A 12,155-nucleotide genomic window follows, 5' to 3' on the forward strand; every position below is an offset into this window, starting at 1 on the left:
GGCGCATCGAAAGGCATAAACGCATGTTCGGACTGAACAAATTCGATCAGATGGTGAAACGCCAGGGCGACGGCCTGCTGCCCGAGATGCGCGAGCTGTTCGACCGCCTGGCAGCGATAAGGACGAGCGAAAACGTGACCGACCTTGCCAGCTACCGTGCGCAGTCGACGACCCAGGCTGGCCCGAATCCAAGAGCCGCCGGTGACGGTACCGGCGCCAATGTTGTGTCGCTACGCAGCGCTCAAAGGACTACAACAGCGCAACGCAAGGCCCGTTGAAAGGAAGACAATGTACATCGCAATGAACCGCTTCAAGGTGCAGAACGGCTCCGAGACCGCCTTTGAAGACGTCTGGAAGAACCGCGACTCATCGCTGAACGAAATGAAGGGTTTTCGCGAATTCCACCTGCTGCGCGGCCCGGTGAACGAAGCCGAAGGCTATACGCTCTACGCGTCGCACACGATCTGGGCGAGCCAGGACGACTTCGTCGCCTGGACCAAGTCGGAAAACTTCCGCAACGCCCACAAGAACGCCGGTTCGTCCAAGGCATCCTATGTCGGCCATCCGCAGTTCGAGGGCTTCTCGGTCGTCGAAGGCGCCTGACGATTGACCGACCTCGCCCGCAGCATTCCGGTCTTGCCCTCGCCTGACATCGGCGAGAGCCGCGATTTCTATCGCGACAGGCTTGGTTTCGAGGGCATCGGTCCCGAAATGGACGACTATCTGATCGTGCGGCGCGGCGAGATCGAGATCCATTTCGGGAGGTCGGACGACCGCAAACTGCCGGTGGTGACATCCTGCCACATCAGGGGTGGCGAGGTTCCCGCCCTTCACGCCGAGTTTTCGGCGCGCGGCGTGGAACGACTCAGCCCGTTCACCGTGCGGCCATGGAACATGAAGGAATTCTACGTCCACGACCCGCATCGCAATCTGCTGCGCTTCGGCTGCGCGCAGGAAGAAAGTTGAAAGGGGCAGGCCCACGCCTGCCCCTTTCGTATTGTGCGAGCGTGATCCTGCTCGGCTTTAGGCCGAGGCCAGCAGGCTAGCGTTGCCGCCGGCGGCCGTGGTGTCGACGCAGACAGCGCGTTCATGTGCGTAAGCCGCCGGATAGATCACCTCGCTGATCAGCGGAACGATCGGCCCCTTGCGCTCGGCGATGACCTTGCGGACGATGCGCATGCTCTCTTCCGTGCCCGAATAAGCCACGACATCGACGGCCAATGCGCGCGCTTCCACCGGGTCGGGGCGACCGTCGATCGCGGCGATCGGCAGATCCTTGCCCATCAGGGCATGGACGGCGGCCGGCGCACCGGGCGCAACGGCCAGGACCGCATTGCCGGCGGCCAGCGCCTGGATCGCCTGGGCAAGCAGGGTCTCGGCGTCAGGGCCAAGGCACAGAACGCGCCCGCGCGGGTTGAGCGACAGCGTGTTCGCCTCGCCCGTCGGTCCGGGCAGGTCGACCTGGCCGAAGTCGATGCTCGCCGCTGCCGCGATGGCCGCGGCACCCTTGCCGCGCAGATGCTTGCGCAGCATGGCGATGCGATCGGTCCGCGTCGCCCACTCCCCGGCATCGACGAGATTGTCGACCAGCTCGGTCGCCGTGACCTTGCGGCCTTCCGGCAGCACTGCGCCCGCCTCGGGCGACTTGCGGAAACGACGGAGATAGTGCGGTCCGCCGGCCTTGGGCCCGGTGCCCGACAGCCCCTCGCCGCCAAAAGGCTGCGAGCCGACGACGGCGCCGATCTGGTTGCGGTTGACATAGATGTTGCCGGCGTGGATGCCGTCGACCATGTGCTGGACGCGGCCCTCGATGCGGGTGTGCAGGCCGAAGGTCAGGCCGTAACCCTTGCGGTTGATCGCCGAAATGATGTCGTCGATCTCATCGGCCTCGAAGGTCGCGACATGCAGCACCGGTCCGAAGACCTCGCGCTCCATCTCCTCGATGCCTTTGACCTTGAAGACATGCGGCGCGACGAAGCGGCCATCGGCCGGCGCGTCGAGCTTGGCGATCAGCTTGCCCTTGGCTTCCATCGCAGCGCAATAGTCGCGGATCGAGCTCTGCGCTTCCTCGTCGATAACCGGGCCGACGTCGGTCGACAACTGCCACGGATCGCCGATGGTCAAGGCATCCATCGCGCCCTTCAGCATCTCGACCATCTTCTTTTCGACGTCGGTCTGGACGTAGAGCACGCGCAAGGCCGAGCAGCGCTGGCCAGCACTCTGGAACGACGAGGCCAGCACGTCGCGGATCGCCTGCTCGGGCAATGCGGTGGAATCGACGACCATCGCGTTGAGGCCGCCGGTCTCGGCGATCAGCATCGCGTCGGGCGCCGCCGTCTCGGCCAGCTGCTTTTCGATCAGCTTGGCAACGTCCGTCGAGCCGGTGAAGCAGACACCGGCGATGCGCGGATCGGCCGTCAGCGGTGCGCCGACGGTCGGGCCGTCGCCCGGCAGGAGCTGGATCACGTCTTCCGGCACGCCGGCCTCGCGCATCAGGGCCACCGCACGCGCGGCAATCAGCGGCGTCTGCTCGGCCGGCTTGGCAATGACCGAATTGCCGGTGACCAGGGCCGCCGCGATCTGGCCGGTGAAGATGGCGAGCGGGAAATTCCACGGCGAAATGCAGACGATGGCACCGCGCGCCTCGGTGCCGGCCTCGGTCTTCTCAGCCTCGGCAGCGTAGTAGCGCAGGAAGTCGACCGCCTCGCGCACCTCGGCGACGCCGTCCGACAGCGACTTGCCGGCCTCGCGTGTGGCGAGCGCAAAGAACTCGGCGGCATTGGCCTCGTAGAGATCGGCTGTGCGGCGCAGGATGGCGGCGCGTTCGGCAACGGGCTTCTTCGCCCAGGCCGGCTGTGCTTCGATGGCAAAACGCACTGCCGTCGGCACCTGCTTGGCCGCAGCCTCGGTCACCGTGCCGACGATGTCGGCGGGCTTGGCCGGATTGGTCACCTTGCGCGACGCGCCGTAGCCGGCGGCGCGGGTAACCGGCTTGGCGCTCCAGCGGTCCGGCCCCCTGAATTCCGCCTTGGCCTTGTCGAGCGCTGCCAGCGTCACCGGGTCGGTGATGTCCCAGCCCTTGGCGTTGACGCGGCCAGCGCCGAAGATCGCCGAAGGCGTCGGGATCGACGGATTGGATGCCGTCCCTTGCGTCTCCACCGTGTCGAGCGGGTCGCGGGCGATGTCCTCGGGGGCGACGTCCTCGTCGGTCAGTTGGTGGACGAAGGACGAGTTGGCACCGTTCTCCAGCAGGCGGCGGACCAGATAGGCAAGCAGGTCGGAATGCGCACCGACCGGCGCATAGATGCGGCAGCGCGTGCCCTCTGCCTTGCGCACCGTCTCGTGCAGCGCCTCGCCCATGCCGTGCAGGCGCTGGAACTCGAATGAGGTGCGGTCCGTGGCCATCGACAGGATGGCGGCGACGGTGTGGGCGTTGTGGGTGGCGAATTGCGGGTAGATGCGGTCCGTCATCGACAACAGCTTGCGGGCGCAGGCCATGTAGGAGACGTCGGTGTTGGCCTTGCGGGTGAACACCGGATAGCCCGGCAAACCCATCGTCTGGGCGCGCTTGATCTCGGTGTCCCAATAGGCGCCCTTGACCAGGCGCACCATGATGTTGCGGTCGAGCTTGTTGGCGAGCGCATAGAGCCAGTCGATGACAAAGGCCGTGCGCGGGCCGTAGGCCTGGACGACGACGCCGAAACCATTCCAGCCTTCGAGCTGCGGACTGGCCAGCACGCCCGCAATGACGTCGAGCGACAGGTCGAGCCGGTCAGCTTCCTCGGCATCGATGTTGAGGCCCATGCGCGCATGCTTGGCGGCGAGGCACAGCGACAGCAGGCGCTCGGTCATGACAGGCAGCATCTCGTCCTTGTGCGAGACCTCGTAGCGCGGATGCAGCGCCGACAGCTTGACCGAAATGCCGTGATTGTAGCGGATGTCGGGGCCGTTGGTGCCATTGTCGAGCGACGAGATCGCCTCGGCATAAGCGCGGTGGTACCGCAGCGCGTCGGTCTCGGTGCGGGCGGCCTCGCCCAGCATGTCGAAAGAATAGAGATAGCCCTTCTGGATCATCGAGCGGCCGCGCTTGACGGCCTCGGTGATGGTGCGGCCGAGGACGAATTGTTCGCCCATCTCGCGCATGGCAGCCGCGACCGCGGTGCGGATCACCGGCTCGCCGAGGCGGCGGACCATGGAGCGCAAGGTGCGCTCGATCGAACCCTCGCCTTCGTCGAGCACGCGACCGGTCAGCATCAGCGCCCATGTCGACGCATTGACGAAGATCGAGCTAGAACCGCCCGAATGCGACGACCAGTCATGCGGCGCGATCTTGTCCTTGATCAGGTCGTCCATCGTCTCGGTGTCGGGCACGCGCAGCAGCGCCTCGGCCAGACACATCAACGCCACGCCTTCCTTGGTCGACAAGCCGTAGGCAGAGAGGAAAACCTCCATCAGCCTGGGATCGGTCGAGCCGCGCACGGCACGCACGAGATCGGCGGCACGGGCCGAGATCGCCTTGCGGTCGTCCTGGGAAAGGTTGGCGAGAGCTGCCAGCCGCTTCACAGCGGCGGCTTCGTCGGGGAGATAGTTGGCGCGGATTTCCTGGCGGATGGCGTCGAGCGCGGGCATGGCGATCCTGTAGAGCTGTTGCGGCTGCGCCGGGCGAACCATCGCTCCCGGCATTTGGTCGAAAACTACCACATCGTCGTGAAACCAGCCGGTCCAAACAATTCGACTCTGCAGACCAAAACGCCTAGTGTTGGCGCAATTCATTCGCCAAACGAGCCGCTACTTTCATGCCTGAAGACCAATTGGACCGCATCGACCGCAACATCATGTTCGCCCTTTCGCGCGACGGCCGCTTGTCGATGGCAGAGCTTGCCACAAAAGTGGGACTTTCCAAGACCCCCGTACAGGCGCGCGTCAAGCGGCTGGAGAAAGAGGGCTTCATCCGGGGCTACCAGGCGGTCATCGACAGCGAACGCATGGGCGAAGGCCACGTCGCATTTGTCCAGGTCAAGCTGTCCGACACCCGCTCGGCTGCCCTCGACGATTTTAACCGCGCCGTGCATGCGGTGCGCGAGATCGAGCAGTGCCACATGATGGCGGCAAGCTTCGACTATCTGCTCAAGGTGCGAACTCGCGACATCGCTGCCTACAGGCGCGTGCTCGGCGAGCGCATATCGGCCCTGCCCCATGTCGCCCAGACATCGACCTTCGTTGCCATGGAAACGGTCAAGGACCGCTGACTAGTCACTGAGCGTCTTCAGGAACGCCACGAGTGCCGCCCGCTCCCCCTCGGACAGCGCCACGGCATGTATCTCGCTCTCGCCTTCTACCGATTTCGGCGCTGTCGCGTAGTGGTTCACGACCTGCTCCAAAGTGGCGAACTGCCCCGCATGCATATAGGGCGGACGCCCGGCGACATTGCGCAGCGATGGGGTCTTGTAGGCGCGGACGAGCTCGGGCGAACTCTTCTGCATGAAGCGCAGCTCACCGCAGGCCTCCTCGCCGCCGTCGCGAAATTTTCCCACGCAATTGAACGGATCGGCCAGAACCTCGTCGACAACTGCGATGCGTCCACGATCGGCGGGCAATCCGGCGACCGGCGGCACAGCGGTGTTGTGGAAGTGATTGTCGGTGAAACGTGGCCCGGTATGGCAGGTCGAGCAATTGGCCTTGCCGATGAAAAGCCTGAGGCCTTGCCGTTCCTCGGCCGACAGAGCGTCTTCCGCGGACGGCGCCCGTCCCTGCGCCACGGCATCGGCGAAGCGGTCGAAGCGGGTCTTGCCGTGGACCAGCGAGCGCTCGAAGGCAGCGATGGCCTTGCCGATGTCGGAAAAGATGCGGTCGACACCCTCGCGCTGCGCATCGCTCATCCCGGCCCAGGCGGCCTTCTCCGCCGGCGTGCCGAACGGCCCGGCACTGGCCGGCAATGTCGACAGGTCGGGCAGAGGCCGGAAAATGCGTTCGTAGCGCTCGCCGAAGCGGCGCTTGAGATAATGCGCATAGGCGGTGCGCGTGCCGGCATGCTCGAGCACATTTTCCAGCGGCACCAGCGCCTGTGACCACAGGCTGTCGCGCCGGCCGTCCCAGAAAAAGAACGGATCGCGCGCCACGCCGGCCAGCGGCATGGTCCTTCGATTTGTCTCGCCGACTCCGACACCGCGCGGCAGGTCGTCCTGGAACTGTCTGTCGATCTTGTGGCAGGTGCCGCAGGCGACATTGCCGTCGCGGCTCATGCCGGTGTCGAAGAACAGCGTTGCACCAAGTGCTGCAGCCCCGGGATCGTCGGCGAAGCTGTTGGTCGGATCCGACGCCAGGGGGGCAAGTGCCGACAGCGACATCGATACGATGGTGCGCTTTTCGGCGTCGGTGAAATCGGCTTCGCTGCAGCCTGCCAGCGCTGCCGTTATCGTCGCAGCGGCGATCAGATTGGTGAGCAGGCCGCCCGCCATCGCCTCACAGCACCAGGTTGAATGTGGCTTCGTCGGTGCCGGCAGGCGCGCTGACGCCAAGTTTCAGCTGCCACCAGCCGGGCATGGAAAACTTCATCCCTTCGATGCGGTAGCGGCCATCGCCGAGATAGGCCGTCGCTTCAGGGCTCGTCGGCAGGCCATGCGCATGCTCGGGCATGCCGCCGCCGACGCTGATCGCAGCCCCCTCCACCGGCGCCCCTTGCCGCGTCTTCACCGTCACCACCCACGCATGCAGCTCGCCTTGCCTGGGCTCACCGGCCTCTGGCGCGATGGACAATGCATAGAGGCCCTTGGCCGAATTCTTGGAACGCGCGAGGTCGGGCCCCGGCGCCGCAGGCGCTGTCAGGAAAACGACCGAAAGAAAGCCGATGGCCAGCGCCACCAGCCCGAACGCCCCGACGACCATGCGCCACGCTGAAGTCATTCCTGTTCCTCCCGCCTGCCGACAACGTTTTTCCGACAGCGCGCTTTCCCGGCGACATCAGATTAGCGGCACCGCAAGATGGCCCGTTCTCGAGCACTTGGCCATTCCAAACGCGACACCGAAACAGAACCAGCCGAACATAACGATTGCAGCACGTTATGCCGATTTCCGGATTCTTCCTGTCAAAGATCCAAGAGAAAACGCGCGCGCCCTTCGGAGCGCGCGTTCGATCATTCCAGCGGCCAGATGGATCCGGAGCCCCTTAGAGGCCCAGCCCGCCGATGCAGACATATTTGGTGTCGAGATAGTCCTCGATGCCCTGATGCCCGCCTTCGCGGCCGAGGCCGGACTCCTTGACGCCGCCGAACGGCGCTTCCGGCGTGGTGATAAGGCCTTCATTGACCCCGACCATGCCGTATTTCAGCCCTTCCATGACCCGGAAGGCACGACCGAGATCGCCGGTGTAGAAGTAGCTGGCGAGGCCGAACTCGGTGTCATTGGCGAGCGCAATCGCCTCCTCTTCGGTCTCGAATTTGAAGACCGGAGCGACCGGGCCGAAGATCTCGTCCTTCATGAACAGCATGGCAGGCGTCGCGCCCGAAATGACCGTCGGCTCGAAGAACGAGCCGCCGAGCGCGTGGCGCTTGCCGCCGGCAACCACCTTGCCGCCCTTGGCGGTGGCGTCGGCGATGAATTCCTCGACCTTTTCGACGGCCTTTTCGTCGATCAGCGGGCCCTGCTGCACGCCGGCGTCGAGACCCGAGCCGACCTTGAGCTTGCTGGACGCCTCGGCCAGCTTGGCCACGAACCTGTCGTAGATGCCGGCCTGCACGAAGAAGCGGTTGGTGCAGACACAGGTCTGGCCGGAATTGCGGAATTTTGCGGTGATCGCGCCTTCGACGGCACGATCGATGTCGGCGTCATCGAAGACCAGGAACGGCGCGTTGCCGCCCAGTTCCATCGAAACCTTCTTCACCGTCGAGGCCGACTTGGCGATCAGCATCTTGCCGACTTCGGTCGAGCCGGTGAATGTGATCTTCTTGACCAGCGGGTTGGCGCAGATTTCGTCGCCGATCTCGCCGGCCGACCCCGTCAGGACGTTGACCACGCCCTTGGGGAAGCCGACTTCCTCGCACAGCGCACCCCAGGCCAGGCCCGAATAGGGCGTCTGCGACGCCGGCTTGACCACGGCGGTGCAGCCCGCGGCAAGGGCCGGTCCAAGCTTGCGCGACAGCATAGAGGACGGGAAATTCCACGGCGTGATGGCAGCAATGACGCCCACCGGTTCCTTCGTGACGAGGACACGGCGATCCGCCCAAGGCGATGGCACGACGTCGCCATAGGTGCGGCGCGCCTCTTCGGCAAACCACAGCACATAGGCGGCCGACGAGCCGATCTCGCCCTTGGCTTCGGTCAGCGACTTGCCCTGCTCGATGGTGAGCAGTTCGGCCAGCGCGTCCTGATTGTCCATGATGGCGTCGTGCAGCTTGCGCAGCAGCTTCGAGCGCTCGAGCGCCGAGGTCTTGCGGAAGGTCTTGAACGCCTCGTTGGCCGCTTCGATGGCGCGACGCGTCTCGGCCGCACCCGAACGCGGCACGGTGCCGATCTTGAGACCCGTCGCCGGATTGGTGACGTCGATGGTCTTGCCGGAATCGGCCTGGACCCATTCGCCGTTGATGAGATTGGCCTGCCGCATGAAATGACTGGTTTTCTGAAGCATGGCTTCACCTCCTGAAATGGCGTCCGTTGCGACGCAGGCTACTCTGAAAATCGTCGAAAAGCGCGCGTCCGGGATAGCTGACGGCCCGATGCGCCAGGCAGTTTAGTAGCGTGCCGCCGGGTCGGCGATCAACCGCATTATGGCACAGATGCGTTGGTCCAGCCTAACCGCATACCCGGCTGCCCTTCTACCCGAACACCGCCCATCTACCCGAAGACCATCGTCGCAATCGTCAGCCAGAATGCGGTCGTGACCACGGCACAGGCGGTGGCGATCGTCATCTGGTTGGAGGCCAGGGCCTGGCCGGTGCCGAACTGCGTGGCGATGAGATAGGAATTGACGCCCGAAGGCAGGCTGGCTGCCGCCACGGCCACCTTCGCCGACAAGGGCGGCAGACCGAACAGCCAGGCAAACAGCAACGCTACGGCCGGCATCAGCATCAGCTTGAGCACCGACAGCGCCAATGCCGGCTTGATGTTGCCCGAAATGCCGAACTTCTTGAGCCCGAGCCCCATCGCAAACAATGCGACCGGCCCGGCGATGTTGGCAAGCGCGTCGACAAAGCGGGTGGCAAGGCCCGGCAATGGCACCCCGGTCGCCCGCCAGGCAAGCCCGGCCACGATGCCGACGATCAGCGGATTGGTCAGGATCTTGCGCAGGAAATCACGAATGATCACAACAGGATGCATCGGCTCGCTGCGTCGTGGCCCGAATATTTCGAACAGGATGATCGACGCCATCATCATGGTCGGCAGGTGCACCGAGACGATCAGCGACAGGATCTCGAACCCCTCCTGGCCGAAGACGCCGAGCATGAAGGGAATGCCGAGCAGCACGAGATTGGAAAAGGCCGAGGACACGCCGCCGACCACGCCGGCCTGCCCGTCGCGGCCGAACATGCGCGTCGTCACCAGATGTCCCGCTGTCCAGGCGACCGTAACCGCAATGAAATAGGTCGCCCATAGCAACCAGGGCGCCGAACCGTGGAAATCGGCGCCAATCATGGTCCTAAACAGCAAGAGCGGCAGCGCCACGCCGATGGCGAACTCGGAAAGCGCGTCCCCGGTTTCGCTGCGCAGATAGCCGCTGGCACCCGCGAGATAGCCCAGCGCCACCAGGCCGAAGACGAAGAGCACGGTTTCTACGAGAGGTGACATCGGCACTCGGCAAATGGGAATCGGCTTATCCGAGCATTGCCCCGCGGTCACGTTCGATCAAGGCACGACACGAGTTCAGCAGTCGGCGCACGGTATTTGGCGTCACCTTGCCTTTCAATCCACTTTGGCCTCCCTATATCCGCATCGCCTGTTCGGGATCACTCATGCTCAGATTCATCATTGCGATCATGCTGTTGCTCGGCGCCCTGCCCGCCCAGGCCACGGAAGCCGGCTGGGCGCTGCTGCGAAATGGCGGCCATGTCGTGCTGCTGCGCAACGCCATGACAACCGGCACGGTCGAGCCGCCCAATTTCGACATCGAGAAATGCGCCTCCCAGCTCAACCTGTCCGACCGCGGCCGCCAGCAGGCGCGCAAGATCGGCGCGCTGTTCGACGCCCGCGCCGCGCCGGTCGAGCGCATCCTGGCCAGCCGCTATTGCCGGACGCTGGAAACCGCCCGCCTCGCCTTCGACGACCGCAAGGTCGAGCCGACTGCGGCCCTCGACAAGCCGACGGATGCCACCCGCGAGGCCGACGTCGCCGCCGTGCTGGACATCATCCGCAACTATTCCGGCTCCGACAACATCGTGCTCGTTACCCATCTCGAGAACATCCAGGCATTGACCGGTGCGGCCGCACGCGAAGGCGAAGCGCTGATCGTCGGCCTGCAAGGAGAAAAGCTGCATGTGCTTGGCCGCATCGTCTTCTAGAGCTTCAGGCGGCCTGCCTTCCCTTGCGTTCGGGGCCGGACGCCTTAACGAAAGCGCAGGATTTGGCCTTTTCCTGTCCGGAAAAACCGATTAGACAGCCCCTCAAAACTATGCGCGTAGAATCTGTCCCGGGTTCATGATCGCCCTCACCAAAGGAAAAACCGTGTCCACGACCTTCGACAAAGTCGCCAAGATCATTGCCGAGACCAGCGAGATCGACATCGACACCATCACGCCCGAGAGCCACACCATCGACGACCTGGGCATCGACAGCCTCGACTTCCTCGACATTGTCTTTGCGATCGACAAGGAATTCGGCATCAAGGTGCCGCTCGAGAAGTGGACGCAGGAAGTCAACGATGGCAAGGCTTCGACTGACGAGTACTTCGTCATGAAGAGCCTCTGCGCCAAGATCGACGCGCTCGTCGCTGCGAAGAACGCCTGAGCACGCTGAAGCCGCCCATGGCCAATCGCAACGTCGTCATCACAGGCATCGGCCTCGTCTCCTCGCTCGGAGAAGGCGGTGCAGCCCACTGGGACAAGCTGACAACAGCGGGCACCGCCCCGGTGATCGACGCCGAGCGCTTCCAGCCCTATGCCATCCATCCGCTTCCCGAGATCGACTGGGGCCTGCAGATCGCCAAGCGCGGCGACCAGCGCCAGATGGAAACCTGGCAGCGGCTTGGCACCTATACGGCCGGCATGGCGCTGGATGATGCCGGCATCAAGGGCAATGACGAACTCAGCGCGACCATGGACATGGTGGTGGCTGCAGGTGGCGGCGAACGCGACGAAGCGGTCGACGCCGGCGTGCTTGCAGCATCCGAAAATCGCGCCGACCGCGATGTGCTGATCAATGAGAAGCTGACGACGGAACTCCGCCCGACGCTGTTTCTGGCCCAGCTTTCCAACCTGCTCGCCGGCAACATCTCGATCGTCCACAAGGTCACCGGCTCTTCGCGCACCTTCATGGGCGAGGAAGGTGCCGGCGTTTCGGCGATCGAGACGGCAGCGGCCCGCATCCGCTCGGGCCAGTCGACGCATGTGCTGGTCGGCGGCGCCTTCCAGACCGAACATTCCGACATGCTGCTTGGCTACGAACTGGCCGGTTATCTCCATCGCGGCCCGTGGAAGCCGGTATGGCAGCGCCAGGGCTCGGAAGGCGGCGGCGTCATCACCGGCTCCGGCGGCGCGTTCCTGGTGCTTGAATCGCGCGATCATGCCGAAGCACGCGGCCAGAAGATCTATGCCGAGCTCGGCCCGGTCCTTTCCGGTCGCAGCAGGCGTCGGAATGGTGGCCTCGCTGAGAACATTGCCGAACTGTTGGCCAAAGCCGAGTTGCCGGAGGGCGACCTGCTCGCGATTTCGGGTGCATCGGGCGCACATGCCGCAACGGCTGCCGAAAAATCGGCGCTCGACGGCAATCCGGCGATTGCGGCACGCGCCCTTTCGTCGCTGACCGGCCACATGAAGGAAGCACAGTTTCCGTTCGCGGTGGCGCTTGCCGCCTTGGCCGTCGACCGTGGCGCCGGCTATCCGGCGTTCGAGGTGGGCGAAAGAGATTTCTCCGGCCAGCCACGCAATGTTCTCGCAACGGCGATCGGCTATCACCAGTTTGAAGGCATGGCGCTCGTCTCCGCGCCGCGCTGAAGGGTGTCAGGACAA

The 12,155-nt window shown here is 64.5% G+C and carries 12 protein-coding genes; 7 read left to right on the forward strand and 5 right to left on the reverse strand.

Translation table 11 applies throughout. The features are described from left to right. Positions 1 to 23: 23 nt before the first annotated feature. Genes Amn_RS17070 through Amn_RS17080 form a run of 3 tightly spaced genes read left to right on the forward strand, consistent with a single transcriptional unit; the run spans position 24 to position 966 of the window. Positions 24 to 278, forward strand: coding sequence for a hypothetical protein (locus Amn_RS17070; protein WP_154383944.1), 255 nt, complete (start codon positions 24 to 26; stop codon positions 276 to 278). 10 nt (positions 279 to 288) lie between these two features. Next, a complete protein-coding gene (gene hmuQ / locus Amn_RS17075; protein WP_067961110.1) occupies positions 289 to 603 on the forward strand; it encodes a heme-degrading protein HmuQ in 315 nt (104 codons plus the stop codon). Between the two features lie 3 nt (positions 604 to 606). Continuing rightward, positions 607 to 966, forward strand: coding sequence for a bleomycin resistance protein (locus tag Amn_RS17080; RefSeq protein ID WP_182573387.1), 360 nt, complete (start codon positions 607 to 609; stop codon positions 964 to 966). A 57-nt stretch (positions 967 to 1,023) separates the two neighbouring features. Here Amn_RS17080 and putA read toward each other — a convergent pair whose 3' ends face one another. After that, positions 1,024 to 4,629 (reverse strand): bifunctional proline dehydrogenase/L-glutamate gamma-semialdehyde dehydrogenase PutA, encoded by a 3,606-nt coding sequence (putA, locus tag Amn_RS17085; RefSeq protein ID WP_182573522.1) that lies wholly within the window; start codon positions 4,627 to 4,629, stop codon positions 1,024 to 1,026. A 167-nt stretch (positions 4,630 to 4,796) separates the two neighbouring features. Here putA and Amn_RS17090 point away from each other — a divergent pair, with 167 nt between their 5' ends. After that, entirely contained in the window at positions 4,797 to 5,249 is a 453-nt protein-coding gene (locus tag Amn_RS17090) for an Lrp/AsnC ligand binding domain-containing protein (RefSeq protein WP_067961104.1), read from the forward strand. On the opposite strand, the gene Amn_RS17095 is transcribed toward Amn_RS17090, so the two are convergent. The 4 genes from Amn_RS17095 to Amn_RS17110 form a co-directional block, all read right to left on the reverse strand. Continuing rightward, positions 5,250 to 6,458, reverse strand: a complete 1,209-nt coding sequence (locus tag Amn_RS17095; RefSeq protein WP_154383942.1) for a cytochrome-c peroxidase — start codon at positions 6,456 to 6,458, stop codon at positions 5,250 to 5,252. Positions 6,459 to 6,462: 4 nt separating this feature from the next. Beyond that, entirely contained in the window at positions 6,463 to 6,903 is a 441-nt protein-coding gene (locus Amn_RS17100) for a FixH family protein (protein WP_182573389.1), read from the reverse strand. A 262-nt stretch (positions 6,904 to 7,165) separates the two neighbouring features. Beyond that, positions 7,166 to 8,623, reverse strand: coding sequence for an NAD-dependent succinate-semialdehyde dehydrogenase (locus Amn_RS17105; RefSeq protein ID WP_154383941.1), 1,458 nt, complete (start codon positions 8,621 to 8,623; stop codon positions 7,166 to 7,168). 206 nt (positions 8,624 to 8,829) lie between these two features. Next, complete coding sequence (locus Amn_RS17110; RefSeq protein WP_154383940.1) at positions 8,830 to 9,780, reverse strand: AEC family transporter; 951 nt, start codon at positions 9,778 to 9,780, stop codon at positions 8,830 to 8,832. A gap of 164 nt (positions 9,781 to 9,944) precedes the next feature. On the opposite strand from Amn_RS17110, the gene Amn_RS17115 reads away from it, so the two are divergent. The 3 genes from Amn_RS17115 to Amn_RS17125 all read left to right on the forward strand — a co-directional run bounded on the left by Amn_RS17115 (position 9,945) and on the right by Amn_RS17125 (position 12,140). Next, positions 9,945 to 10,490, forward strand: coding sequence for a histidine phosphatase family protein (locus tag Amn_RS17115; protein ID WP_154383939.1), 546 nt, complete (start codon positions 9,945 to 9,947; stop codon positions 10,488 to 10,490). A 136-nt stretch (positions 10,491 to 10,626) separates the two neighbouring features. Further along, positions 10,627 to 10,935 (forward strand): acyl carrier protein, encoded by a 309-nt coding sequence (locus tag Amn_RS17120; RefSeq protein WP_286290705.1) that lies wholly within the window; start codon positions 10,627 to 10,629, stop codon positions 10,933 to 10,935. 17 nt (positions 10,936 to 10,952) lie between these two features. Beyond that, the gene (locus Amn_RS17125; RefSeq protein WP_263006765.1) at positions 10,953 to 12,140 is read left to right on the forward strand and encodes a beta-ketoacyl-ACP synthase; all 1,188 of its coding nucleotides are present in this window, start codon (positions 10,953 to 10,955) and stop codon (positions 12,138 to 12,140) included. Positions 12,141 to 12,155 lie beyond the last annotated feature (15 nt).

Source organism: Aminobacter sp. Y103A (assembly GCF_030294925.1).
GTDB lineage: Bacteria > Pseudomonadota > Alphaproteobacteria > Rhizobiales > Rhizobiaceae > Aminobacter > Aminobacter ciceronei.

What these genes read in the sequence shown, in the direction of transcription:
- Amn_RS17070 (WP_154383944.1), top strand. Translation starts at nt 24, where the DNA reads ATGTTCGGACTGAACAAATTCGATCAGATGGTGAAACGCCAGGGCGAC.
- hmuQ (WP_067961110.1), top strand. Translation starts at nt 289, where the DNA reads ATGTACATCGCAATGAACCGCTTCAAGGTGCAGAACGGCTCCGAGACC.
- putA (WP_182573522.1), bottom strand. Translation starts at nt 4,629, where the DNA reads ATGCCCGCGCTCGACGCCATCCGCCAGGAAATCCGCGCCAACTATCTC.
- Amn_RS17090 (WP_067961104.1), top strand. Translation starts at nt 4,797, where the DNA reads ATGCCTGAAGACCAATTGGACCGCATCGACCGCAACATCATGTTCGCC.
- Amn_RS17095 (WP_154383942.1), bottom strand. Translation starts at nt 6,458, where the DNA reads ATGGCGGGCGGCCTGCTCACCAATCTGATCGCCGCTGCGACGATAACG.
- Amn_RS17100 (WP_182573389.1), bottom strand. Translation starts at nt 6,903, where the DNA reads ATGACTTCAGCGTGGCGCATGGTCGTCGGGGCGTTCGGGCTGGTGGCG.
- Amn_RS17105 (WP_154383941.1), bottom strand. Translation starts at nt 8,623, where the DNA reads ATGCTTCAGAAAACCAGTCATTTCATGCGGCAGGCCAATCTCATCAAC.
- Amn_RS17110 (WP_154383940.1), bottom strand. Translation starts at nt 9,780, where the DNA reads ATGTCACCTCTCGTAGAAACCGTGCTCTTCGTCTTCGGCCTGGTGGCG.
- Amn_RS17115 (WP_154383939.1), top strand. Translation starts at nt 9,945, where the DNA reads ATGCTCAGATTCATCATTGCGATCATGCTGTTGCTCGGCGCCCTGCCC.
- Amn_RS17120 (WP_286290705.1), top strand. Translation starts at nt 10,627, where the DNA reads ATGATCGCCCTCACCAAAGGAAAAACCGTGTCCACGACCTTCGACAAA.
- Amn_RS17125 (WP_263006765.1), top strand. Translation starts at nt 10,953, where the DNA reads ATGGCCAATCGCAACGTCGTCATCACAGGCATCGGCCTCGTCTCCTCG.